Annotated in this window: 16 protein-coding genes; 8 read left to right on the top strand and 8 right to left on the bottom strand. The window is 56.0% G+C overall.

What is annotated here, in order from left to right; genetic code table 11:
* Complete coding sequence (locus BLR09_RS11755) at positions 1-1,407, top strand: alpha/beta hydrolase-fold protein (RefSeq protein ID WP_093202072.1); 1,407 nt, start codon at positions 1-3, stop codon at positions 1,405-1,407.
* A 64-nt stretch (positions 1,408-1,471) separates the two neighbouring features.
* On the opposite strand, the gene BLR09_RS11750 is transcribed toward BLR09_RS11755, so the two are convergent.
* From BLR09_RS11750 to BLR09_RS11720, 7 genes are all read right to left on the bottom strand, one after another.
* A complete protein-coding gene (locus BLR09_RS11750; RefSeq protein WP_093202069.1) occupies positions 1,472-3,859 on the bottom strand; it encodes a glycoside hydrolase family 20 zincin-like fold domain-containing protein in 2,388 nt (795 codons plus the stop codon).
* Positions 3,860-3,996: 137 nt separating this feature from the next.
* Positions 3,997-5,898: a heavy metal translocating P-type ATPase gene (locus tag BLR09_RS11745; RefSeq protein WP_093202066.1), complete on the bottom strand. Its 1,902-nt coding sequence runs from the start codon at positions 5,896-5,898 to the stop codon at positions 3,997-3,999.
* A gap of 3 nt (positions 5,899-5,901) precedes the next feature.
* The gene (locus BLR09_RS11740; protein WP_093202064.1) at positions 5,902-6,525 is read right to left on the bottom strand and encodes a hypothetical protein; all 624 of its coding nucleotides are present in this window, start codon (positions 6,523-6,525) and stop codon (positions 5,902-5,904) included.
* Between the two features lie 190 nt (positions 6,526-6,715).
* The gene (locus BLR09_RS11735; protein WP_093202061.1) at positions 6,716-7,939 is read right to left on the bottom strand and encodes an efflux RND transporter periplasmic adaptor subunit; all 1,224 of its coding nucleotides are present in this window, start codon (positions 7,937-7,939) and stop codon (positions 6,716-6,718) included.
* A 47-nt stretch (positions 7,940-7,986) separates the two neighbouring features.
* Positions 7,987-12,315 (bottom strand): CusA/CzcA family heavy metal efflux RND transporter, encoded by a 4,329-nt coding sequence (locus BLR09_RS11730; protein ID WP_093202058.1) that lies wholly within the window; start codon positions 12,313-12,315, stop codon positions 7,987-7,989.
* A gap of 64 nt (positions 12,316-12,379) precedes the next feature.
* Positions 12,380-12,715, bottom strand: coding sequence for a DUF6660 family protein (locus BLR09_RS11725; protein WP_093202055.1), 336 nt, complete (start codon positions 12,713-12,715; stop codon positions 12,380-12,382).
* A gap of 119 nt (positions 12,716-12,834) precedes the next feature.
* Entirely contained in the window at positions 12,835-13,647 is an 813-nt protein-coding gene (locus BLR09_RS11720; RefSeq protein WP_093202871.1) for a T9SS type A sorting domain-containing protein, read from the bottom strand.
* A 458-nt stretch (positions 13,648-14,105) separates the two neighbouring features.
* Between BLR09_RS11720 and BLR09_RS11715 the strand changes: the two genes are divergently transcribed.
* Positions 14,106-15,956: a sensor histidine kinase gene (locus BLR09_RS11715; protein ID WP_093202052.1), complete on the top strand. Its 1,851-nt coding sequence runs from the start codon at positions 14,106-14,108 to the stop codon at positions 15,954-15,956.
* A gap of 24 nt (positions 15,957-15,980) precedes the next feature.
* Complete coding sequence (locus BLR09_RS11710; RefSeq protein ID WP_093202049.1) at positions 15,981-16,667, top strand: response regulator transcription factor; 687 nt, start codon at positions 15,981-15,983, stop codon at positions 16,665-16,667.
* Here the strand turns inward: BLR09_RS11710 and BLR09_RS11705 are convergent.
* Complete coding sequence (locus BLR09_RS11705; RefSeq protein WP_093202868.1) at positions 16,648-18,039, bottom strand: high affinity choline transporter 1; 1,392 nt, start codon at positions 18,037-18,039, stop codon at positions 16,648-16,650. The two genes, BLR09_RS11710 and BLR09_RS11705, sit on opposite strands and share 20 nt — an antisense overlap.
* A gap of 263 nt (positions 18,040-18,302) precedes the next feature.
* Here BLR09_RS11705 and BLR09_RS11700 point away from each other — a divergent pair, with 263 nt between their 5' ends.
* Genes BLR09_RS11700 through BLR09_RS11680 form a run of 5 tightly spaced genes read left to right on the top strand, consistent with a single transcriptional unit; the run spans position 18,303 to position 21,470 of the window.
* Positions 18,303-18,611 (top strand): ArsR/SmtB family transcription factor, encoded by a 309-nt coding sequence (locus tag BLR09_RS11700; RefSeq protein ID WP_093202046.1) that lies wholly within the window; start codon positions 18,303-18,305, stop codon positions 18,609-18,611.
* A 1-nt stretch (position 18,612) separates the two neighbouring features.
* Positions 18,613-19,413 (top strand): sulfite exporter TauE/SafE family protein, encoded by an 801-nt coding sequence (locus BLR09_RS11695; protein WP_093202044.1) that lies wholly within the window; start codon positions 18,613-18,615, stop codon positions 19,411-19,413.
* Positions 19,414-19,450: 37 nt separating this feature from the next.
* On the top strand, positions 19,451-19,756 hold the full coding sequence (locus tag BLR09_RS11690; RefSeq protein WP_093202041.1) for a thioredoxin family protein: 306 nt from the start codon (positions 19,451-19,453) through the stop codon (positions 19,754-19,756).
* A 5-nt stretch (positions 19,757-19,761) separates the two neighbouring features.
* Entirely contained in the window at positions 19,762-20,070 is a 309-nt protein-coding gene (gene trxA / locus BLR09_RS11685) for a thioredoxin (protein ID WP_093202039.1), read from the top strand.
* Positions 20,067-21,470, top strand: coding sequence for an MBL fold metallo-hydrolase (locus BLR09_RS11680; protein ID WP_093202036.1), 1,404 nt, complete (start codon positions 20,067-20,069; stop codon positions 21,468-21,470). Before trxA ends, BLR09_RS11680 begins: the two co-directional genes overlap by 4 nt.
* Positions 21,471-21,472 lie beyond the last annotated feature (2 nt).

The raw sequence follows: 21,472 nt of genomic DNA, 5'->3' as shown, positions 1-21,472 counted from the left end.
ATGAAGCGAGTACCCGTCCTTCTTGCCTTCCTTCTCGCCTTCCTTCTCGCGCTTTCATCCGGCGCGATGGCCCAGGAATGGATCCGGGATTCGCTTTATTCCCCGATACTGAAAGAGACTCGCCCCATCGAAATCGCCCTGCCGAAAGCCTACAGGCAGGATACCGCCCGGTATGACGTTTGGTATGTGCTGGACGGAGAGTGGAACGCGTATACCTTCTCGATGATCCACAATTACCTTCGTGCGATTTCCTTTATGCCGCCGATCATCATCGTGAGTGTTCCGAACCGATATCTGGACGGGTATAACCTGAGGGACAGGGACCTTACCCCCAAACCGACGCCGGAAATAGCTTACTCGGGCGGCGCGCAAAACTTCCTCGGATTTCTCAATCGCGAATTACTTCCCCATATCAACCGACAGTACCGGACCAGCGGATATAACGGCCTTTGCGGCTCATCCTTTGGCGGCATGTTTGCCCTGTATGCGTTGCTCAAAACGCCGGATACGTTCAAGTACTACGTGATTGCGGACGCTGCGCTGCATTATGCCAACGGCTATTTTCCGGGCTTCGCCGCGCAGGTACTTCCCGGTACAAAATTTCGCAACAGGGTACTGCATATGGGCGGGCGCAACGGATACTCGTATCACTACATGCGCCGGGACGCCATGGACAGTACGCTTCGGAGCCTTCATCCGGAGGGACTTCGGTGGGATTCCGAGCTGTATGAGGACGAAACGCATAGCTCCACCACCTTCAAGGGCAACTACGACGGCCTGAAATTCGCTTACCTCGGATATTATACCCGAAACGTGAGTTTTCACCTGACCGGCGGGATTGTTGTTCCCGGTAAACCCATCAAATTACTGCTGGAAACGGATCATTCTGATATCCGGTACACGACTGACGGCTCGATCCCCAACGCTCAATCAACGCGTGTGGATAGAGCCTTAATTGTGGATAAAACCGACGGCCTGAGAGTCAAATCATTCTCCACAAGCGGATTATATGATCGGGAGATACCCGTTCATGTTACGACCGGTGATTTTCTGCGCCCGAAAGAGCCCAACCGAAAGCAAGATGCATCGGGGAAAATTACGGCAGCAGAATGGACTGCCGATGGGAAAATCGCCGGAGTACTCCCGATCACTGCTGATGGCTATTATGTTTTTCAGCTGACTCCTTCGCCGGGTACCCGTTTGTGGCTGGACGACAGGCTCTGGATCAGCTACAACACTGCGACCGGCCACGCGAGGCAAACGGTCATGTTGCCGCTTCGCAAAGGAAATTACTACCTGCGGGTCGAGCATTCAAAGACCCGGGATACTCCTTCGCTGGATTTTGGCGTCTACTACAGCATTGATGGTCAGGACGATTGGTGGAAGAACGTCATCGTCCGGAAATGAGCTGAGCCCAAACCGATAAAGAAGCAGTCTCCCGACTCTTTTACCCCATGCCCTCTGCTCCAGGCTATTTCCTCATCAGCCAGATTTCCGTCACCTGTGAGCCACGCTCGCCTTCGCCGCAGTTCCAGATAAAGGTGACGGCGCCGTCGGCCGTAACAGTGCGGGGTACGTCAAATTCAAAAATCGGCTGCTCGCCGGTTTGAAGGAAGTCGTGGATGACGCTCCCGTCGTCTGTCACCAGTTTCATCCGTGAGCGAAACCGGCCCGTATACGAAATACGCATGCGGTAGGTGGCAGTACGGTCCAGGTCGGAATAAGCTATTTTCAGCGGCAGGTTATACAACGCTTTCGCCTGTTTCATCCACGCGCGGGGCGTGATCTGGCCTTTGAAACCCGTGGCTTTGATCTCGTCCACCCATTCTTCTCCTACTAATCCGACGCCGAAACTTACCCGCGGCGATACCAGGCTGCCGGGATCCTGCTCCCACGGTAGCTGCCCGAGTACCCGCTTCCAGCTTGCCGGATCGCCGAAATGGTCGTAAAACCCTCCCGGACCGGGATCGGTCCGGTGAAGCATCTCTGCCAACTGCCGGAGGCGTTCGTCTTCGCTTTCCACTTTTTCGATCTGCGCGAGGTGAGAGAGGAGCCAGGGCGCGTCGTTCAGCGGGATATCGATGTTGTCGAGGAAATTGCCCCGCCCTCCCGCAGCACCGTGCTTTTCGATCGTCAGCTGCGCGCCGATACTCCGGAACAGGGAATCTCCGAGCGCCATGCAGCGGCTTCGTAATGCCGCCTGAACAGGCATTTTCCAGGCTTTTTCGAGAAGCTGCCGCGCTTCGGCGATGGCGGCGAGGGATCTGCCCGGAGCGATGGCGCTCAGCCGGTCGCGGGCTTCCTGCTCCAGTTCGGTTTCGTACAGCAATCTTCTCCGGGTATAAGCATCAAAATAGGCCCGGATCAGGCCCATTTGAAACCGGGCATTGCTCAGGACGGCTGCCGGAGCGCTTCGCTCGAGTGCCTGCCACTGCACGAGCGTCCGGTCTATGTGGTCATTGGCAAGTACTGCACCCCGGCCATTTTGTTCCAGCGCCAGGAGGCCCTGCGCTACCGGCTCGGCCACATCCGGACCGAGAAACAGGCGGGCGTAGTCGCGCAGGGTCTCGATCACCGGCGTTTCCGGGTTCCAGTCCTGATCGCTCCAGACAAATTTATTGACGTCGTCGTTTGTGCCCTCGGAGTAGGAGATACTGCCGGCTCCGTATTCGTCGAAGGCATTGTGAATGGCTTTTTCATCGTTCGGGCGCGGGTTGATGGCCTCCCGCCCGAGGGTCATGGCCCAGGCAAGATCCCAGTGCGGAACCGGGTACTGGCTGGCATAATTATGCGTGATGTCGGGGTAATGCCGGATCGGAATGGACGGCTTTACCAGCTTGCGTATTTCCTGCACGGGCGTCTTGATCCACGGCCCGAATACGACGCCGCCAAACCAGGGATATTCCTTGTTGACATGCTTGTAAAAGGCATCAAACCAGGCCTGTGTCGGGCGGAATACCTGTGGAGAAACCCAGATTTTTGCTTTCGGATGATACTCGCGCAGTACGGCGGCTTCCTTTTCCAGCCAGGCAAACAATACGTCCGGTTCGAGATCGCCGGGGTCGCCGCCCGGAACAAAGAGTGCATCGAGTTTCGGTACTTTCGAGAATACCTCCCGCCGTTCGTTGAGTTCTTTCCGGACGGAATCGGGGTGGGAGTAGTCGGAACCCATGTTCGGGTACCACATCCAGACGTCCAGGCCGTAGTCGGCGCAGATACGGGATTGCTCCGCAATCATCCGCATCGGCGGGAGTACCATGTGGCGGCTCGTGGCATCGTCGTCCGTGCGCGGCGGCACAATCTCGATACTATTGGCGCCGAACAGGGCCAGGTCCCGGATGTATTGATCAAACCGGGCTACCGTAAACGCGTCGTAGGCGTTGGTTTTGGGGCGATAGCCGAGCTGATGCCCGCGAATGGGGTATTTCGGCGTACTGGTAAGGGTGGCTTCGGAAGAAATTGTCAGCTTTCCGGCACGCATTTCCATCTTCCGCAAACACCGGCCCACGCCATAGAGCAGGCCCCGGGCATCTTTTCCGATAATGGCGACGCCTTTCGGACCTGCGACCAGGCTGTATCCCTCCGGACCGATGGATGCTGCTGACCGGTAGCCTTCCGGCAAACGCTGCTTGTCTTTTTCGAGAACCAATGCGATGAATGATTGCGCAGGTATACGTGTCGCAACAGGCAGCCGGATACCCGTCCGTTTCTGAACTTCCTCCTGCAATACATCCAGACTGCGGCGGAGTACTTGTTTATCGGAAACGAGGTTGACGGCGGTAGCCCGGGAAAGGTCTATCGTCTGCGCGGCGACGCAGCAGGGCAGGAGCAAAGTCCAGAAAAGAAGCAGGCGAATCATAGCAGAGGTGAGGCAAGTGCAGGGATAATACCGTCACCTGAAACAGAAAAGACTATTGATACTCCGATTTTCCCGCAAGAAAAAAGGCACACCGGGGTTTCCGGCATGCCTGCATGGGTTGGAAGACAAAATACGGTTTAAAGTTTCCGGGCCTGGATGCGGTAGGCATTCAGGATGGCAAGCAGGGCCACGCCTACGTCGGCGAATACCGCCTCCCAGAGTGTTGCGACGCCACCTGCGCCGAGCGCCATGACGATGATTTTGACGCCCATCGCCAGTCCGATATTCTGCCAGACGACCGATTTGGTCAGCTTGCCGATGCGAATGGCAGTAGCCAGTTTGGAAGGTTGATCGTTCTGAATGACGACGTCCGCCGTTTCAATGGTCGCGTCGCTGCCAAGGCCGCCCATGGCAATGCCTACGTCGGCGAGGGCGACTACCGGCGCATCGTTGACGCCGTCGCCCACAAACGCGAGCTTGTGACCGGCGTCTTTTAACGCCTGGACTTTTTCCACTTTTTGTTCGGGAAGCAGATCGCCATATGCGGTACGGATGCCCAGTTCGCCGGCAACTTTCTGAACCACAGACGATTTGTCCCCCGAAAGCATCACCGTTTCCACGCCGAGCTGCGCCAGTTTCCGAACGGCTTCTGCCGCATCTTCCTTGACTTCATCGGCGATGGTGAAGCAGCCGGCGTAGTTTCCGTCAAGTGCCACAACGACCAGCGTTTCTACCCTGTTTTTGAGATCGGAAGGGTAGGTAATGCCTTCTTTATCAAGTAGTTTGAGGTTTCCGCAAAGAACGGTTTTTCCGTCAATAACCGCCTGAAGGCCATGCCCGGCTATTTCCCGCAAATCGTTCAGGGTACCGGACGGGGTAATGCCGTTTGCTGCCGCATAAGCGGTTACAGCGGTAGCAACCGGGTGCGTAGAGCGACTTTCGATCAGCGCCGCCAGCCGGATGAGTTCGTTGCGGTCAGGCAGCGCGGATTCCACCTGCTGTACTTCAAAGGTACCCTTGGTCAGGGTGCCGGTTTTATCTGATACGAGGGTCCTGATTTCCGTCAGAACATCCAGAAAGTTGGAACCTTTGACAAGAATACCGTTACGTGAGGCGAGGCCGATTCCCCCGAAATACCCCAGCGGAATCGAGACAGTCAGGGCACAGGGGCAGGAGATGACGAGAAAAATCATCCCGCGGTACAGCCACGTCGAAAAATCATACGGCGAAACGAACAGCGCCGGCAGGAAAATCAGGCATACCGCCAGCGCAAACACAATCGGCGTATAAATTTTGGCAAACCGGGAGATAAACAGCTGCGTCGGCGCCTTGCGGGCCGTCGCATGCTGAACCATATCCAGAATACGGGAGAGCTTGGAGTCCTTGAACGCAGTAGTGACGCGGATTTCGGCTTCCCGATCGAGGCTGATCATGCCTGCCAGTACGGAATCTCCCTCCCGGCGGGTGTCCGGGCGGGATTCGCCGGTGAGTGCCGCCGTATTGAAACTCACAGCGGGAGAAAGCAGAAGGCCGTCGAGCGCGACTTTCTCCCCCGGTTTTACGCGGATGACTTCGCCGGGCGTGACGTCAAAGGGAGATACATCCACCGCCTGGCCGTTCCGGAGGGCGGTCACCTGGTCGGGCCGTACATCCAGCAAGGCTTTGATCGAACGTTTCGAACGGCTGACGGCAAGATCCTGAAACAGCTCGCCGATTTCGTAAAAAACCATCACCGCTACGCCCTCGGCATATTCGCCGATGTAAAAGGCGCCCAGCGTGGCGGTTGTCATCAGGGTAAATTCATTGAAAAAATCTCCTCTGGCGACGTTCCGTCCCGCCTTGCGGAGGGTTTCATGGCCGGCCAGCAGGTAGGCTGCCAGCATGAGGATGATTTCAATCGCTTTCGGTACCGTGGTCACCTGCGCCACGGCCAGGAAACCGAGTAGCAGCACCAGACTGGCCCATAGCGGCCAGCGGCTCAGGAAAATCGATTCTTCCGCGGATTGGGGCGGTGCGACCGGCGCTTGAACAGTTTCCATAGGCTAGTGTTCGAGAAAAAGATTGAGTACGGCGAGGCCGATCAGCGTCAGCCCGGTGATGAGGTGTTCGTGGTGCTCGAACCAGTGGGCGTTGACCCGCTGGAGTCCGTAAACACCGAGCGTCACCATGCAGAGCATGCCGGCCAGCGTCACGACGTTGTAGATAACTGCCACCAGCGTCAGCGCCTGCCAGCCGATGGCCCCGGCGCTGAGAAAGAAGGCATTGATTTCGATACAGGGCGATAAAAACATCGCCAGGCACAGCGACAGCAGCAGCGCTCCATAGCTGCGGCCGGCCATGTCGCGCGGCTCCACGTGGGTATGCGCGTGTGCGTGCCGGAAGTGCTGCATGAGGTAATACAACCCGAGCATGAGCAAAACCGCGGGAATGACGGTCTCAGCCAGTTCATGGTAGCTTTCGGAGATTTCGTAGCCGGCCAGGCCGACAATCATCCCTAAAAGCGTGGTACTCAGCGTATGTGCCAGTCCGGCTAGGGCCGTGACGGTCAGCGTACGGCCGAGCGGCCAGCGCTCCGTCTTGCTGATCGCAATAAACGGAAGCCAGTGACTGGGTATCAACGCATGCAACACGCTGAGTACCAATGATCCGATGAGAATTTGTATCATGGGGTGTTGGGGAGTTTGGGTGGTAACGGCTGTATGCAATAGGCTTTAAGCAGTAGGCTGTCAACTGCCGGGTAGGTTTGATAGCAATATATATTGCAAATCACTGCCAAAGGCCCATCGGCTAATTGAGCGGGATTGTCAGCAACCTGTAGCTCAAAGCCTATCGCTTACCGCTTATCGCCTACAGCTTCTAGTGCGAATGCCCATGCTCACTATTATTCATCTTCGACAGCAGGTCATACGCGCCTTTGAGGACGAGTTTGCTGCCGGGAATATCGAATCCGTCGGGAAGGAAGACTTCCGTGAAGCCGTTCTGCGACGTGCCCGTTTTGATTTCGACCCGCCGGAAGGGATAGTGTACGCCTCCTTCTTCCTTGTGCTGTCCTTCTGAAACAAAAACGTACTGCTTTTCGCCCGAGCGTACCACCGCGGTTTCCGGGAGGGTATTGACCTGCGCCGCTCCCGTTTCGATCGTAGCAGTGCAGTAGGTACCGGGGAGCAGCTCGCGACTGTCGCCCCCGAGCCGGCAGAGTACCTTCACCATGCGTTCGGGAGATATCTCCCGTCCGATCAGCGAGATGGTCGCTTTCCGGTTGGTTTGTGCCAGTTGGAGGTCAACCTTCTGGCCGGTTTTCAGTTTCGGGATGTCTTTTTCGAAGACATTCAATTCTGCCTGTAAAAAGCGCGTATCGGCCAGTTCGGCCAGCATTTCGTTGGGCTGGACGGCCTTGCCGGTATTGATATTCACTTCCGTGACATAGCCGCTGGCCGGCGCCGTTACCGGTATCGTGCGCAGAATGCCTTTTTCCAGCGAAGCCGGCTGGAGGTGAAGCAGCGCCAGCTTCTGCCGCAGCGCATCAAGGCGCACCTTCAGCGCAGCCAGGTCCGTACTGGTACGCTGGAAAGTTTTGGCTGCGGATACGTTTTCGCGGCTCAGTTCCTCCTGCCGGCGGAATTCCTTTTCGGAGTAGGTAAGCTGGGCCTGCGCTTCGAGAAAATCCTGCTGCAGGGTGATGAACTCGGGGTTTTCCAGCGTCAGCAGTACTTCTCCCTTGTTGACCCATTTTCCGGGCAGCAGACTCGTATTCCGGACAATACCGCCATACGGAAACGAAACGCTGATTTGCTGCTGCGGCGGCATCGTCAGGCTGCCGGTAACCTGAATAGTGCCGGAAAGCGCCCGTTTTTCGATGGCTCCCAGCGAAATGCCGGCGGAGCGGAACTGGGCTTCTCCCAGCTCTACTTCCTCCTCTTCTTCGCCTTCCTTGTGTTCGTGACCTTCGTGATCGTGCGCGTGCTCTTCGCCTTCGGCATGCGCGTGATGTTCGTCTCCGGTTTTGGGTTTTTCGGTCTTCTGGCAGGCGGTAAACGACAGAAGCGTCGCCGCCAGCAGGATCGGGATGTATTTTTTCATGGAATATCAGATCAGAGGAACGCCGGTATCGCCCGCGCTCCGTGTTGCTATCGGATGCCCAGCACGTACTCCAGTCGGATTACCTGCTGATTGTAATCGTTGACGGTCTGCAAATAGCCAATGCGCAGGTCGTTGGCCGTGCTGACGCCCTGGAGATACTCGACATAGCCGATTTCCCCGGCCTGAAACCCGCGTTTCGCCTGCCGGGTGATTTCGGCGGCCTGCGGCAGGGCGGAAGACTGGTAGTAGTCGATCGTCTGCTGGAGCTTTTTAACCTCCTGTACCAGTGCCGACACTTCGCCGCGGACATTCCGCTGCTGCTGGTCAAACTGGTTCTGCTGCGCCTGCTCGGTAATCCGCGCCGATTCTACCCGTGCCTTTGATGCCTTCCCAAACAGCGGAAAACTGATACCGGCCTGTACGCCGTGAAAGCGATTCAGGCCGTTGGCCGTCTCGGTACTTCCCGGCTTCACCGTTCCGATCAGGCTTTGGTTGAAGTAGCCCAGTGAGTAATCCGGCAGTCGGTTGGCCTGTTGCAGCCGGCGTTCGGCTTCAGCGACCCGTACCTGCTGGGCATACCAGGCCAGCAGCGGGTTTTGGGACGAAGCCGTATCCGGCAGGGGGCGGAGGGGCAACCCCGTGCTTTGTATCCGGACAGGTTCTTCCGAAAAGAGCAGGGTTTGAAGCCGCTGACCGACAATACTCCGGTCGGCCTCGTTTTGCCGGCGCTGGGTTTGTACCTGGCGGAGACGGGTCTGGGCAATGGTCGACTCCAGGGAGCCGGTTTCGCCGGTGCGGAGGCGTACGTCGGCCGCCCGGGCAAAGTCGGTGTATAGCGAATCCTGCGTAGCGAGATACCTCTCAAGTTCTGCCAGGTATGCCGATTCATACCAGACGGATTTCACCTGAAACCGGAGGTCGTTTTCCGATATGGCTACCTGAATTTCAGCGCTTTTGACCTGAGATTCGAGGACAGACGACCGGGCTTTGAATACGCCGGGGTTCGGTATGGTCTGACTCAGCGTGAAGTTCTGGTCGAACTTATAGCTGTTGTACTGGCCGAGCATGGCCGTCAGGTCGGTTTTGGGTACTTCCCGCGCGGTTTTCCGGAGCGCATCCCGGGCTTTGACGTCGAGCCGTGCGGCAGCGATGGAGCGGTTGCGTTCCAGGGCGGTACGGACGGCGTCATCAACCGTCAAGCCACCCTGCGCATAGCCTGACAGGGACAGAAACACCAGCCCGATCACCGGAACAATCCGGGAGGCTTTCAACTGAATACGTTGTTCGAGATACATATACAGAATAGGAATGACAAACAGGGTCAGGAGCGTCGACGTGATCAGCCCTCCGATCACGACCGTCGCCAGCGGCTTTTGTACTTCTCCCCCTGCGCCGCTGGAGACGGCCATCGGAAGGAAGCCCAGCGAAGCGACCGCCGCCGTCATCAGGATCGGGCGCAGCCGTGTTTCCGTACCGGTGAGGATAATTTCCCGGATATCGGTTAATCCGCTCTTTTTGAGAAAATTAAATTCCCCGATCAGCACGATTCCGTTCAATACCGCTACCCCGAAGAGGGCAATAAACCCGACGCCCGCCGAAATACTGAAGGGCATATCCCGCAGCATCAGGGCATATACGCCGCCAATAGCCGCCATCGGGATAGCGGTGAAAATCAGCAGGGACTGGCTGACCGACCGGAACGTAAAGTACAGCAACACGAAAATCAGTGCCAGCGCCAGCGGTACCGCGATGGAAAGCCGGCCCGTCGCTTTCTGGAGGTTTTCGAACTGCCCGCCGTAGCGGACGTAGTAGCCTGACGGAAATTTCACTTTTTCGTTGATTTTGGTTTCCAGCTCCTGGACGACACTTTTGATGTCCCGGCCGCGTACGTTGAAACCAATGGTAATCCGCCGCTTGGCATCTTCCCGCTGAATCTGATTCGGACCCAGCTGAAGCGATACGTCGGCTACCTGCTGCAACGGAATATGCACACCCGCCGGGGTTGTTACGAACAGGTTCTGAACGTCTTCGATTTTCTGGCGATTGTCAGCCGAAAAGCGCACGACCAGCTCAAAACGCTTCTCGCCTTCGTACACCAGCCCGGCCGTTTCTCCGGCAAAAGCGGAACGGACGGCCCGGTTCACCGTTTCGATGTCCATGCCGAACTTGGCGAGGCGGTCCCGGTCGATGCGCACCACGATCTGCGGCAAGCCGGAGACTTTTTCCATGAAGATATCTTTCGCGCCGTCGACCGTCGATACCAGCGCGCCGACCTGCTGTTGCAGGCGGACAAGTTCATTCAGGTCTTCCCCGAAAATCTTCACACCGATATCCTGCCGCACCCCGGAAATGAGCTCATTCGAGCGGAACTGAATCGGCTGGGATATCCCGAAGTTGACGCCTGGAATTTCTTCCAGCGCTTCTGTCATGAGGTTGGCCAGTTCTTCGCGCGTTTTGGCGGAAGTCCACTGATCCTTGGGTTTCAGCTTGATCGTCAGGTCGCAGGCCTCCATCGGCATGGGGTCGGTCGGGATTTCAGCGGCGCCGATCTTCCCGATGACCTGGGTTACTTCTGGAAACCGCTTTTTCAGCAGGTCAGACGCCTGGGTTACTTTGTCCACCGTTTGGGAAAGGGAGCTACCGGTCAGCAGCATGGTTTCGGCGACAAAATCACCTTCTTCCAGCGTCGGAATAAACTCCCCGCCCAGGCGGGAAAACGACCACACCGATACGCCGAACAGCACTACCGCCGCCACGAGGATCAGCAGCTTATGCCGCAGCGCGCCGGATATCAGCGGCGTGTACAGCTTGTGAAAAAAAGCCATGATCCGGTCGGACAGGCTTTGACGGTGCGTAATATTTTTCGACAAAAACAACGCCGTCATCATCGGTACATAGGTCAGGGACAGGATGAACGCGCCGAGAATGGCAAAACTGACTACCTGCGCCATCGGCTTGAACATCTTCCCTTCAATACCTGAGAGTGTCCAGAGCGGCAGGTACACAATGAGGATGATGATTTCGCCAAAAGCGGCCGAACTCCGGATTTTGCTGGCCGACTGGTACACTTCCTCGTCCATCTGTGCCTGGTTGAGCCGGCCGGCCGGTCGCAATCCGAAGTGGTGCAGCGTCGCTTCCACGATGATAACCGCGCCGTCCACAATCAGCCCGAAGTCAATCGCGCCGAGGCTCATCAGGTTGCCCGATACGCCGAACAGGTTCATCAGAGCAACGGCAAACAGCATCGCCAGCGGGATGACAGAAGCGGTAATGAGGCCGGCCCGCAAATTCCCCAGAAAAACAACCAACACGAAGATGACGATCAGCGCGCCTTCAACGAGGTTTTTGGTCACGGTTCCGATGGCGCGTTCTACGAGTTCGCTGCGAACCAGAAACGGGTCAATGTCCACGCCTTCCGGCAGGGTTTTCCGGATTTGTTCCATGCGTTTTTCGACCCGACCGACGACCTCGCTGGAATTCTGCCCTTTCAGCATCATGACCAGCCCGCCGACGGCCTCGCCGTCTCCGTTTCGCGTCAGCGCGCCGTAGCGGTTGGCGTAGCCGTAGCCGACGGTCGCGATGTCCCGGATGAGTACCGGAGCGCCGCCGGAGGTATTTTTGACGACGATCTTGCCGATGTCGTCCAGGCTGCCGATAAGGCCTTCCGAGCGGATGAAATAGGCTGTAGGCTTTTTGTCGATGTACGCGCCGCCGGTATTCTGGTTGTTCCGTTCAAGCGCCGTGAATACCTCGTTGATACTCAGGTTATAGCTCCGGAGTTTGGCGGGATCGAGGGATACCTCGTATTGCTTGAGAAACCCGCCCCAGCTGTTGACTTCTGCTACGCCGGGAGTGCCGAGTAGCTGCCGGCGAATGTACCAGTCCTGAATCGTCCGCAGGGAAGTCGCGTCATACTGCTTTTCATAGCCCTTTTTGGCGTGAACGGTATACTGGTAAATCTCCCCGAGGCCGGTGGATATAGGGGATAGCTCGGGATTGCCGATGCCGTTGGGGATCAGGCTTTTGGCTTCTGACAGGCGTTCGTTTACCTGTTGCCGGGCCCAGTAGATATCGGCATCGTCGTGGAAAACGATGGTTACAACAGACAGCCCGAAGCGGGAAATGGACCGAACTTCCTCAATTTCGGGGATGCTCGCCATCGTCTGTTCAATGGGAAAGGTAATGAGCCGTTCCACTTCCGGAGCGGCAAGGGAAGGCGTACGGGTAATAACCTGTACCTGGTTGTTGGTGATGTCGGGAACGGCATCGATCGGCAGCCGCGTCAGCGAATAGCCGCCCCAGCCGACGAGGGCGAGGGTTAATATCCAGATAATGAGCTTGTTTTCGATTGAAAATCGAATGATTCTATCCAGCATGATGACCAATAGATAAGGTGAAACCGGTTACCCCGCGGGTAACGTATGGGCACAATAATCCTTATCAGGCCTGAGTGGGAGGCTGCCAGAGAGAAACGGTGTATTCCTGCGGCTGGTCGACAGCCGGCATGGAAGGCGCCTGAGTGGGCAGAAGGGTAATAGCAGGATGGATATCCGGGAAGGTATGCGTGAGCGGAACAAACCCGCCGAGGCAATGGCAAACACAGAAAGGCGAGCAGGAAATGCCGTCGCAGTCATGGTCGCCGGATACATGGTCGGCAGCTTGAACGACTGTCACCTGCGCCCCGTCCCGCTGCTCATGGTGATGGTGGTCGTCCGTGCACGGAGACACCGACAACACCAGCACATATACCGCAAGCAGCAGATTCAGGATACGCATGGGGCAAAGATAGGCCGGGGATTTGTGCAACAGGGAAGCAGAAAGCAAAAAATAAAGCCGGACGGGAAACGTCCGGCTCCTGATTGGCGATCAGCAGAAAACCCAGTTTAGTAAGAAGGTTATTCAACTGCTACGCGGCGGACGGTACCGTCCTCGCCCTGCGTAACAGTGACAAAGTAGGTTCCTTTTTCGGCTTTCTTGGACAGGGTAATCTGTCCGACGTAGTCGCCTTCGAAGTCTTTCACGGTTTCTTTCGCTACTTCATGCCCTTTGACATCGGTGACGAGAATCGTGACATCTCCTTTGGCCGGAGCGGTGAAGCGCAGGTTCAGCGTCTGGTTAAACGGACGGTTCGGGTAGACATTCAACCCGCGAACAGTAGACGAATTACTGCCGCCGTCCCAGCCCCATACGCGCGGAGCGACGTTGCCCTTGCCTTCTTCGGGGAAGTCAAAACGGAAATTGCGGTTGAAGTTCTGGCCGAAATCCCGGTTAAACTTCTGTCCGAAGTCTTTTCCCCAGCGCTCCATGTTCTGGCCGAGGCGCTCCATGTCTTTTTCAAAACGGCCCCAGTCTTCACGGGCGAAAGGTCCGTCATCGTTCCGGCGCTTTTTCATGACGCGGACGTCACGTTCCACTTTCATATCCGGATTAATGTTCTTGAACCGCATGGCGTCGTCGCTGTCTCCGATGATGATACGGGTGCGACCGCCGCCGGAGTTATGTGCATTGAGGGAATCCAGGAAGGTATCCAGCTGTGCCTGATCGGCAAAGGTGCGGTCGATGACGGATTTCCGGTCACCGGCCTGCCGTTCATAATGGAGGCGCAGTTTCTTGTCTCCTTTTTTGTCCTGGTTTTTATCCTGGGCCAGCGCCGTCCCTGCCGTCAGCACGAGACAGGCAGCAAGAGGTAAGAGAAAATCAGTACGCATACCTGTTGTTTGGTTTTGTTTGGTGAAAGACATTGGAAGGAAAAGGATGTTGCATGAGAAGGGGATTTTTTTGTTGGAACCTTTACGCGTGTCATGCATGGGGCATGGGGCATAGGGTAATCGTAATGACGAGGTTCTCTACCCGGTGGTTGAGCCCCGTCGAAACCTCCGGCAGCTTTCTTTCTTTTTCATTCCTGACAAATTCGCGACGCTGGTTTCGACGTAGCTCAACCACCGGCTATTGCGCCAGGTAACGAAAACGCCGGCAACGCAACGCCTACCGCTTGCAGCCTATCGCCCTGCTAAATCCCCTCATCTTGTTAAAAATGCCTAAAATGATATCTTTGGCATCCCTCCGCGAAGAAAAGATCCGGTATTTTCGTTGAATGACTATACTATTTTCGGCATTTGGAGGGCAGATCGCCTTTCAGGTTTAAACAGGGCCGGGCTTTGTTTGTATGACGCAGCAGAAAATTCGTTGGCTGGTAGTTCTGATGTCTCTGGCGCTGATCGGGCTGGTGATCTTTCAGGTTGTGGGCGTGCGTGAAACCCTGAATGCCAAGGAGGATCAGTTCGACGGCAGCGTCACGGAAGCACTGGATGCCGTTGCGCATAAACTGGAAAAAACCGAAGTAGCAGTCCTGACCAGCCGCCGCCTCGCCGCTGAGCGCCGGAAGGAGAAGCTTCAGCAGATTGCCATTCACGACCGTCCCGCGAAAACCGAACCCAAAGGCCGCAAAGCCAGTCCGCGGAAGGCCGATCCGGCGACGATACAACGGTATGCGTCTCACTCGCCGATTGTGCAGCAATGGGAATTTTACGGCCGGGTTACGGTTCCGTCAGACGTACTGAACCGGACCAACGGCACCCTCACCGATGCCGAAATGCACTACGTGGAGGAATATTACCGGAACGAAAGCCCGCCGCTCAACCCCGACAACCGCCTGCGTAGTGAACTCGAAAAGACGTACGACGAAACCATGTTCCGGAACCTCCGGAAAGATGTAGAATCCGTCAAGGCCCGGCGGGACTCCGTCGGGAAGTTTCTGGCCAACCGGGTCGTGGGCGACCGCAAGGCGGCCCCTGTCCGGAAACATATGCCGAAAGAAGCGGCAGCGAAGCCCAAAGTCACGTTTTCACGGCCCCGCGTTTCCCGGATTGACTCGGCCCGGCTGCCCCACCGGCACATGACCGAATTCGAGAAAGCCGAGCAGAAATCCCGGGTCATGCGGGAAGTGCTGCTGGATATGTTCACAAATGACCGGCCCCTCAATCAGCGGGTGGACATGGCTATTCTGGATTCCCTGCTCAAAAATGAAATGTCGATTCGGGGTATCAGTATCCCGTTTGAATACGGGCTGCGATCGGACGATAATCCCCACGACTTTATCTTCACCTCTTCGCCCGGTTACCGGGAAGACCGACTGCTCGACGGGTACAGCATGCAGTTATTCCCCTCCGACCTGATGGCGACAGACAACATGCTCTATGTCTATTTCCCGGAAAGGCAAAGCTACCTGGCGCAGCAGGTGTGGACAACGCTTGTGAGTTCCGTCATTCTCATTTTGGTCATGGCGTCGTGTTTTTATGTGGCGATGAGTACCATTGTCCGGCAGAAAAAGCTGTCCGACATGAAAAACGACTTCATCAACAACATGACGCACGAGTTTAAAACGCCGGTATCAACGATTTCACTGGCTACGCAGATGTTGTCAGACGAAGCGGTGGCGGCATCTCCGTCCATGCTGAACCGCTACCTGGGTATTATCCGGGATGAAAACCAGCGGCTGGGCTCTCAGGTGGAAAAGGTATTGCAGGCTGCGCGGTTCGACCGCGGCGAGGTTCGGATGATGCGGGATCAGGTTGATTTACACGAACTCATCGAAACCGTCGTTCATAGTCTGAGTCCGCAAGTCGAAGCCCGGAACGGAGTCATGCATACGAATCTGGGCGCGAAACAGTCAATCGTAACGGGAGACGAAGTACATCTCACCAATCTGATCTTTAACTTGCTGGACAATGCCATCAAGTATTCCGGCGAGGTAACGGACGTATCCGTATCCACGGCCAGCTCGGCAGATGGCGTCCGCGTCACGATTTCCGATAAGGGTATTGGCATGACGAAGGAGAATCTCCGGCATATTTTTGAACAGTTTTACCGCGTACCCACGGGCAACGTCCACGATGTCAAAGGCTTCGGGCTGGGGCTCAGTTACGTCAAGAAAATAGTAGAGGAACACAAAGGGACAATCCGGGTAGACAGTGCTCCCGGCAAGGGAAGTACCTTCGAGGTATGGCTCCCGTTCTGATCCCGTCACTATCATCTGCAACACATGAAAATCTTATTAGCCGAAGACGATCCCAACCTGGGAACCCTCCTCCAGGAGTACCTGACGTTGAAAGGGTACCCTGCCGATCTCACCCGGGACGGGGACGAAGCCCTCAACCAGTTTGTCCGGAATCAGTATGACCTCTGTATTTTTGACGTCATGATGCCGAAGAAGGACGGCTTTACGCTTGCCAAGGAAATCCGCCAGGCCAATGCCGATATTCCCATTATCTTCCTCACTGCCAAGGCGATGAAAGAAGATACGCTTCAGGGCTTTCGCATCGGCGGGGACGACTACCTGACCAAGCCGTTTAATATGGAAGAGCTGGTCGCGCGGATGGAAGCCATCCTGCGGCGCAGCCAGAAAAACGATTCCAAAGAGAACAAATCCAACCGCATATTCGAGCTGGGTTCCTTTACGTTCGATGCCGAGCGTCAGACCCTTACTGCCGCCGGCGAATCCCAGAAACTGACCAGCCGGGAAGCGGAACTACTGAAGATTTTCTGCCAGCACCTGGGCCAGCCCCTCAGCCGTAGCTATATCCTGAAGGCGATCTGGGGAGACGATAGCTACTTCAACGCCCGGAGTATGGACGTCTACCTTACCAAAATCCGCAAATACCTCAAGGCTGACGACAGTATTCAGTTAATCAATTTGCACGGAGAAGGCTTCAAGATGATCGTCGGGTAAGCAATGCAGGGCGGGGGAGAAGCAACGATCCTCCGGCCATGCCCACCGTACTGAACAGCAATCCGGTCAGGATCGGGTTGACGGGGAGAAGCCCGTCGGCCCATAATCCGACGCACCCCAGTACCATTGAAAGCAGGCAGCCCGGCAGCGTGGCCCGTTTCCAGAACAGGCCGGCTGTCATGGGTACAAACAGGGAAACCAGGCTGAGTGCGGAAGAATCCCCGACGAGTTCGAAGACATCCTGTTTTCCCAGCGCCATCCAGACCGAGGAGGCGGTGACGAAAACCACCGCCAGCCGGATGGCCAACAAAAGTTTCCTATCTTCCATATCCTTGAAAAAGGGACGGACCAGGTTTTCCCCGATAACGGCGGCCGGCGCCAGAATTGCGCCCGACGTGGTACTCAGCAGCGCCGAGATCAGCGCACCGAAAAAGAGTATCTGAATGGCAAGAGGTGTATGCTGGAGGACCATATTCGGAATGATGAGCTGCGGGTCGGACCGGAGCAGATCGGGGTGCAGTTGTACCGCCGCCAGTGCAATGAAAAGCGGGAAGAGTGCGATGGTCCAGTACAGGCCACCGGCGGCTACGGACGAACGCACAGCTGTCCGGGCGTCTTTCGCTGCCATGACCCGCTGAAACACATCCTGCTGCGGTATAGAACCGAGGCCGATGGTGATCCAGGCGGCGAAGTAGTCCAGCGAAGAAGAAAGGGAAAACTCTCCCGGAACCAGCCGGAAGAAGCCAATAGGTTGCTTTTCAGTAAGTTGAGCTAATCCTCCTGTTTCCTGCCATAGAATTGCGGCGAGTATTACCAGTCCGGCAATCAGAATAATGTTGTGGAGAAAGTCCGTTACCGAAATGGACCACATGCCGCCGGTAAGGGTGTATACCATCACCAGCCCGGCGCCTACCCAGATACCCGTCGCCATCGGTAATCCGAAAACCGTTTGTCCGACAATACTCATCGCGACCAGCTGCGCGGCAATCCATCCGAAATAGGAAGGTACAATAAGAATGGCTGACAAATACTCGGCCGACTTGCCGAACCGCAGGCCGAAAAAATCGCAGAAGGTAATGATGTTCCAGCGGTAAAAAATCCGCGCATAGACCAGTCCCACCAGAATCAGGCATAGCCCCGCGCCGAACGGATCTTCGATGACGCCCAGAAATCCTTCCTTCACAAACCTTCCCGGAGCCCCCATCATCGTTTCAGAGCCGAACCAGGTCGCAAACGTCACCATTGATGCCAGCGCAAACGGCAGATTCCGCCCCGCCAGAACAAAATCTTCCGTGTTTTTTACCCGACGCGAAGCCCACAGGCCCACCGCCAGGTTCAGGATCAAATAGGCGACAATCGCAGTAACAAGCATACCGGTGCGGAAAAGAAGGCTGATTTTACACATTTTTCCCGACGTGACCTGACCGGTAAAAAAATCAGGCTGACATGTTAATATGAAAATATGTTCATATATTTGTGGGGAAGATTGGGTGGAGGAAGTTTTCAGTTTTCAGTTTTCAGTTTTCAGTTGGGGGTACTATGCGCATTCCCGGATTTGGCGACAACTATAAACTGAAAACAGTAAACTGAAAACAGTAAACAGTAAACCATCCGCTTTCCCCAACGCATACGCACATGATCACGACCGATAAAACCCTCAGCCGGGAGAAGCTCGAAAAGGCGGCTTTCATCCTGAAGACCGTGGCGCACCCGACCCGGCTGGCTATCATTGATTTGCTGGGCAGTCAGGAGAAGATGAGCGTCAACGAGCTATGCCGGGCGCTGGATTGCGAGCAGTCGCTCCTGTCGCATCACCTCATCAATATGAAGCTGAAAGGCCTCCTCAACTGCGAGCAGGACGGGCAAAACCGCTTCTATTCACTGAAGGAGCGGGATGTCCTCAAGCTCATTGACTGCATCGAGAACTGCGATTGCCGGATGTAGGATGGACGTTCTCGGATATGGCCTGGCAATCGCCATCGGATTGCTCCTCAGTCTCCTCGGAGGCGGAGGTTCGATATTGACCGTGCCGGTACTGGTGTATGTGTTTCACCTGCCGCCGACGCTGGCTACGGCGTACAGCCTGCTGATTGTGGGAGCGGCGTCGCTCGTCGGTTCGGTGGATTACCTCCGGCGGGGACTGGCAAGCCCCAAAACGGCCTTGTTTTTCTCATTTCCCTCGTTTGCGATGGTGTTTCTTTCCCGGAAATACCTCGTCCCGATGATGCCGGAGGTACTTTTCCGGGGCGACGGGTGGGAACTGACGAAAAACCTGTTCATGATGATTCTCTTTGCCCTGCTGATGGTATTGTCGGCGCAGTCGATGATCCGCGGACGGAAAGAGAAAATTGATACCGGAGAAGGAATCCGCCGCCAGTTGAACTACCCGCTGATTTTTGTGGAAGGGCTGCTGGTAGGTACGCTGACGGGGTTTGTGGGTGTAGGAGGAGGGTTTCTGATCATTCCCGTACTCGCCAACTTCGTACGCCTGCCGATGAAGCTCGCAGTGGGTACGTCGCTGCTGATCATTGCCATTAACTCGTGCATCGGGTTTCTGGGTGATCTGGGCCAGCATCGCATGGACTGGGAGTTTCTGGGCAGGTTCACCAGCCTCGTGCTGGTCGGCGTCGTATTCGGAACGGGCCTGTCGCGCCGGGTGCCCGGCCATACCCTGAAACCGGCCTTCGGGTGGTTTACCCTCGTCATGGGAACGGGGATACTGATTAAAGAGTTGTTGATTTCATAGACACTGCATAACCACAGGTTTCGGCCTGAAAAAAAACATGAACGGAAGCTTTGAAGAGGTAATCCAGTCGGATGAACCCGTCCTCCTTGAATTTTATACCGAATGGTGCGTACCCTGCAAGAAAATGGCCCCGCAGTTGAAGGAAGTGGCCGAAATCTTTGGCGACGACCTGACCATCATCAAAATAGACGCCGAAAAAAACACGGCGCTGAAGAAACACCTCAAGGTCGAAGACGTGCCGACGCTGCTGCTGTATCAAAAGGGCAAGCTCCTCTGGCGTCAGTCCGGCGGCGTGTATGCCAACAAGCTCGAACGAATCATCCGTGAAAAAGTAAAGTTCTGATCGCCATGAACGGAAATTTTCAACAACTGATCCAATCTGAAAAGCCGGTCCTGATCGACTTTTTCGCTGAATGGTGCGGCCCCTGCAAAATGATGGCCCCGCATCTGAAGGCACTGAAGGACAAAATGGGCGAAAACCTCACGGTGGTCAAGATTGACATTGACAAAAATCCCGCCCTTGCTACACAATTACAGGTGCGGTCGGTACCGACGCTTGCCCTCTATCAGCAGGGACGTCTGCTGTGGCGGCAATCCGGCGCGCTGACGGCCCCGCAACTGGAATCGATTGTTCATCAACATACCCTCCCGTCATGATCATTGAACAGATTTATACCGGCTGCCTCGCGCAGGGCGCCTACTACATCCAGGTGGGCAACGAAGCGGCGGTGATCGATCCGCTGCGGGATGCGCAGACATACGTCGGCAAGGCTGCCCGGAATAAGGCGACTATCAAATACATTTTCGAAACCCACTTTCATGCCGATTTCGTCTCCGGTCACGTAGAACTCGCCGCCAAAACCGGTGCGCCGATTATTTACGGACCGAAGGCCAACCCTGCTTTTGAAGCGATTGTGGCGGCTGACGGACAGGAATTTCCCCTCGGTAACTATACCATCCGGGTGTTGCATACTCCGGGGCATACCATGGAGTCGACCTGTTTTTTGTTATTGGACGAAAACGGTCGCGGGAAGGCCGTCTTCACCGGAGATACCCTGTTTATCGGAGATGTAGGCCGACCGGATCTTGCCCAAAAGGCCGATCTGACGATGGAAGACCTCGCCGGTTACCTCTTCGACTCACTTCGGAATAAGCTGTTACCTCTTCCGGACGACGTGATCGTCTACCCGGCTCACGGCGCCGGTTCTGCCTGCGGTAAAAACATGGCAAAGGAAACATTCGATACCCTCGGCCATCAGAAGGAAACCAACTATGCCTTGCAGCCGCAGACGAAGGAGCAGTTTATCGCTGCGGTAACGGACGGGCTCACGCCGCCGCCGGCTTATTTCCCGGAAAACGTACGCCTTAACAAAATGGGCGTCGAGTCGATCGGGGAGGTAATGAAACGGGGAAATCACCCCTTGTCACCGGACGCCTTTGAGCAGATAGCCAATGAACACGGCGCCCTCGTCATCGATACCCGGAAACCGCAGGAATTCAAAGACGGCTTCATCCCCCGGAGCATCAACATCGGGATCGACGGAGATTTTGCTCCCTGGGTCGGAACCCTGATCACGGATATCAACCAGCCCATTTTGCTGGTAGCGACGCCCGGACGGGAAGAAGAAGTCATCACACGACTGTCGCGCGTGGGTTATGACCAGGTACTGGGGTACCTCGAAGGCGGATTTGACGCCTGGAAAGCAGCCGGTCGTGAAACGGATCACATCGAGTCGATTCCGGCAGAGGAGTTTGCCCGCCGCTATGAGGCCGGGAAGCTGGTCGTCCGCGACGTACGCAAGGGTTCCGAATACGAAGCCGAGCACGTCGAAGGCGCCGAAAACGTACCCCTGGCGTACCTGAGCGAACACATGGAACTGTTTCCGTCTGACAAGCCGGTGTATGTACACTGTGCCGGCGGCTACCGGTCGATGATCGCGGCTTCGATTCTGAAATCCCGCGGGGTGGATCGCGTCGTGGATATTGCCGGCGGATTTGGCGCCATCGCGAAGACGGAGGTCCCCAAGACCGCTTTTGTTTGCCAAAACTCAAAATAACC

The sequence above is a fragment of the Siphonobacter aquaeclarae genome, assembly GCF_900103285.1.
GTDB lineage: Bacteria > Bacteroidota > Bacteroidia > Cytophagales > Spirosomataceae > Siphonobacter > Siphonobacter aquaeclarae.
This window is presented reverse-complemented; position numbering and strand designations above follow the sequence as displayed.

Bases quoted from the DNA above. Each gene is read 5' to 3' on its own strand.
- BLR09_RS11755 (WP_093202072.1), top strand. From the start codon at position 1: ATGAAGCGAGTACCCGTCCTTCTTGCCTTCCTTCTCGCCTTCCTTCTC.
- BLR09_RS11750 (WP_093202069.1), bottom strand. From the start codon at position 3,859: ATGATTCGCCTGCTTCTTTTCTGGACTTTGCTCCTGCCCTGCTGCGTC.
- BLR09_RS11745 (WP_093202066.1), bottom strand. From the start codon at position 5,898: ATGGAAACTGTTCAAGCGCCGGTCGCACCGCCCCAATCCGCGGAAGAA.
- BLR09_RS11740 (WP_093202064.1), bottom strand. From the start codon at position 6,525: ATGATACAAATTCTCATCGGATCATTGGTACTCAGCGTGTTGCATGCG.
- BLR09_RS11735 (WP_093202061.1), bottom strand. From the start codon at position 7,939: ATGAAAAAATACATCCCGATCCTGCTGGCGGCGACGCTTCTGTCGTTT.
- BLR09_RS11730 (WP_093202058.1), bottom strand. From the start codon at position 12,315: ATGCTGGATAGAATCATTCGATTTTCAATCGAAAACAAGCTCATTATC.
- BLR09_RS11725 (WP_093202055.1), bottom strand. From the start codon at position 12,715: ATGCGTATCCTGAATCTGCTGCTTGCGGTATATGTGCTGGTGTTGTCG.
- BLR09_RS11720 (WP_093202871.1), bottom strand. From the start codon at position 13,647: ATGCGTACTGATTTTCTCTTACCTCTTGCTGCCTGTCTCGTGCTGACG.
- BLR09_RS11715 (WP_093202052.1), top strand. From the start codon at position 14,106: ATGACGCAGCAGAAAATTCGTTGGCTGGTAGTTCTGATGTCTCTGGCG.
- BLR09_RS11710 (WP_093202049.1), top strand. From the start codon at position 15,981: ATGAAAATCTTATTAGCCGAAGACGATCCCAACCTGGGAACCCTCCTC.
- BLR09_RS11705 (WP_093202868.1), bottom strand. From the start codon at position 18,039: ATGCTTGTTACTGCGATTGTCGCCTATTTGATCCTGAACCTGGCGGTG.
- BLR09_RS11700 (WP_093202046.1), top strand. From the start codon at position 18,303: ATGATCACGACCGATAAAACCCTCAGCCGGGAGAAGCTCGAAAAGGCG.
- BLR09_RS11695 (WP_093202044.1), top strand. From the start codon at position 18,613: ATGGACGTTCTCGGATATGGCCTGGCAATCGCCATCGGATTGCTCCTC.
- BLR09_RS11690 (WP_093202041.1), top strand. From the start codon at position 19,451: ATGAACGGAAGCTTTGAAGAGGTAATCCAGTCGGATGAACCCGTCCTC.
- trxA (WP_093202039.1), top strand. From the start codon at position 19,762: ATGAACGGAAATTTTCAACAACTGATCCAATCTGAAAAGCCGGTCCTG.
- BLR09_RS11680 (WP_093202036.1), top strand. From the start codon at position 20,067: ATGATCATTGAACAGATTTATACCGGCTGCCTCGCGCAGGGCGCCTAC.